Source organism: Winogradskyella sp., assembly GCF_013042245.1.
Classification (GTDB): domain Bacteria; phylum Bacteroidota; class Bacteroidia; order Flavobacteriales; family Flavobacteriaceae; genus Winogradskyella.
Genome location: NZ_JABDQL010000062.1, coordinates 1 through 2844 on the forward strand (window position 1 = coordinate 1; position 2844 = coordinate 2844).

Here is a 2844-nt window from a genome sequence, read left to right on the forward strand (position 1 = left end):
AATGATATAGTAAAACTGTAACATTATGACTTTTATGGATATATTTACTATTCTGTGACATCGAGTCACAAAATAGTAATAATTAACGAGGCAAGCCTCGAGGTATTAAACCTGAAAGCGAATAAAACTAAAACTACAAATACACTACTTATCCTCCAGTTCATACCATTCAATATTCGTTAATACCATACGTCTACCCTTTTTTATTGGTGGATAGTTAGTTGCCAAATAATTAACTATAATTTCTTGGTTACGTCCTAAATCCCAAAGGTTCTGTGTTTCCTGCATCCATTTAATAGTGGCATTCCAACGCTCCGCAGACATTCTATTTTGAAGCACAATTTTAGACGAATGACAGTTTGTACAATTATTAATAACCGTCGTATAGCCTTCTGCTTCAATAAATCCTGTTCTGACATGTACACCATTTTCAATTAAATCCTCGTCTATTTCAACAGGAGTAAGAGCAATGGTTTCTTGCTTTAAATTAAAATCAAGCATATCTGGATTGTACATGTAGTACACCAACACACCACCTGCTAGTATAAATGAGACAACAAAAAGCATCAATGAGCGATATAGCTTTTTAATAGTATTTATATATGTTGCCTCTTTTGTCACTATTTTACTTTTACTGCTATACGATGACACGCATTATTCAGATATCCTTTTGGATTCCAGCCTGGTAATAACATGGGTTGTGCCAAGCCTTTGGTGTCTGTTGCTCTTGCCCAAACTTCATAATATCCTGATTTTGGAAAATCTACCTTTGCCGAAAAATGCTGCCACGCCAATCGATTTGCTGGCTTTTCAATAGTGCAAGCTTTCCAAGTTGAACCAAAATCAATAGAATACTCCATTTTAGCTACTTCCAATTCTCCTGCCCAAGCATGGCCTCTAATATTTAAAGATTTTCCTTTGTTGATTATAGCTCCTGTTTTAGGATAAGTTATCAATGATTTTACAGGCATGGATTCAATAATACACATGTCTTCATCTTTTACTTTTTCACCTGGTGCAACGGATTTACATGGTACTCTGTAAGCAGTACCCTTCATTTTTGTACCATCATGAACTATATTACGGATGCTAATTCTATTCACCCATTTACCAGATACTGATGCAGGCCAACCTCCCGCAACTAAACGTAATGGATAACCGTGAATTAGCGGAATGTCTTCTCCATTCATTTTAAAAGCCAGAAGTGTTTCTTCTTGTAACGCCTTAGAAATAGGACAACCTCGAGAAATAGACTCTTTTTTTGGGTCCATACTCAAATGCTTATCTACTGCATGAAATCCTATGTAAACAGCATTGTTTTTTATACCAGCGTCTTCAAGCACATCACGTAAACGCACACCTGTCCAACTTGCACAATGTACAGGACCAACCGTCCATTGATTTCCTTTTGCTGGCGGGTCGAATTCTGCACGTCCATTACCACCACACTCAAGAGTTAGTTGGTATGTGTGTTGCTGAAACTTAGATTTTAAGTCCTCTAAAGTGTATGTTTTTTGTTTCACAACTGACTCTCCGTCTATGATCAAAGTCCATGTTTTAGCATCAATACCCTTGGGAACCAAACCATTATTTCTAACAAACATAGAAGCATTTGGCGTAATCTTATCATCCAACAAATGGGCTTGAGCTTCAATATTCCATGGCTTATCATTAAGGACTACCATGTCTTTGTGCTTTTTAAAAAGTTTGAAAGGGTCTGGGTCTTGCAAGGCTAATGGCGTGTAACCATCAAGCATATTAGAACCAAAAACAAGCTCTGTTCCTATCAACCCAGCAAACGAACTCAAAGTCGTTTTTTTAACAAAATCTCTTCTTTTCAAAACATTCAATTTATAGGTTTTACAAACCTAATTATACAAGTTACAGTTTCTGGTAATCTTCTTTTGTAACCTTTGTTACATTATCAATATACTGTTCTAAAAGTTGGTTTGCTGAAATACATTCAGAATCAACAATCTTATATTTTTTTAAAATAGCATCTAATAACTCGCTTCTTACTACAAGAATAAGATGCTGGCCTTTATTATGTTTTGTCTTATTAATGGCCAACTCAGCCGATTTGTGTAAACCTCCTGAACGTAGTTCTAACTTTCCAAGCTCATCGATAAGTATAAAACCAGAATCATTACTGGTGACTTCTTTTTCAATTATAGCATTTACTCTTTTAAAGGCCGCTTTTAAAAAGCGATAACGTCCAACTGTAATGATTTCATCATCAATTTCTGTAGCAAGCATTTTAAACGATTCTCGTGTATTTATATCTAAAAAATAGCGTTTATTATCTTCGTTTGTAGGGCTTATTACACCAAAAACATCAGTTCGTTTATTCGCCCATTTCAGTAAAGCGCTACTCTTCCCTATTTCTATCTCTCCTGTTAATGTATATATCATCGTTTCGTTGGATTGAAGTGAACACTATACACAATGCTCGTTGCCAAAAAATGCTGCATTCTATTGACGCCTTTTAAAGAACGACTATCTCTCCAAGCATGTCTTATAATCGATTTTAGATATGGTAATAAGTCTAGAGTGCTTTGTATATCCGTTTTGTAAGCTGTTTCTCGTTTTGAAAGTATCTTGTTTAAACCTTTTAACAACAAAGGACTTAATACAATATACCATAAAACTATAATTAAAAGACTTCTTGCAACTACATATAATGCCGTTTCCCAACCACCATATTCAGTTCTAAAAAACAGTAAATAATCCTCGGGGCAAGCCCACGAGGCATTAAAATAATTTCAATTGATTATTCTTTTTCAAACTTTTATAATCCTTTTCAACACCTTGTTCCTTAACATAATTTGCTATCAATTTTTCAGT

Annotated in this window: 3 protein-coding genes; all 3 read right to left on the reverse strand. The window is 35.0% G+C overall.

The window, feature by feature from the left end; translation table 11 throughout:
* Positions 1–144: 144 nt before the first annotated feature.
* Genes HKP48_RS05005 through HKP48_RS05015 form a run of 3 tightly spaced genes read right to left on the reverse strand, consistent with a single transcriptional unit; the run spans position 145 to position 2412 of the window.
* A complete protein-coding gene (locus tag HKP48_RS05005) occupies positions 145–621 on the reverse strand; it encodes a monoheme cytochrome C (RefSeq protein ID WP_296343456.1) in 477 nt (158 codons plus the stop codon).
* Positions 621–1841 carry a sulfite oxidase gene (locus tag HKP48_RS05010; RefSeq protein ID WP_296343458.1) on the reverse strand — a complete coding sequence of 407 codons (1221 nt, stop codon included), beginning with the start codon at positions 1839–1841 and terminating at the stop codon, positions 621–623. Before HKP48_RS05010 ends, HKP48_RS05005 begins: the two co-directional genes overlap by 1 nt.
* A gap of 40 nt (positions 1842–1881) precedes the next feature.
* Positions 1882–2412 carry a nucleoside-triphosphatase gene (locus tag HKP48_RS05015; RefSeq protein ID WP_296343462.1) on the reverse strand — a complete coding sequence of 177 codons (531 nt, stop codon included), beginning with the start codon at positions 2410–2412 and terminating at the stop codon, positions 1882–1884.
* Positions 2413–2844: the final 432 nt, after the last annotated feature.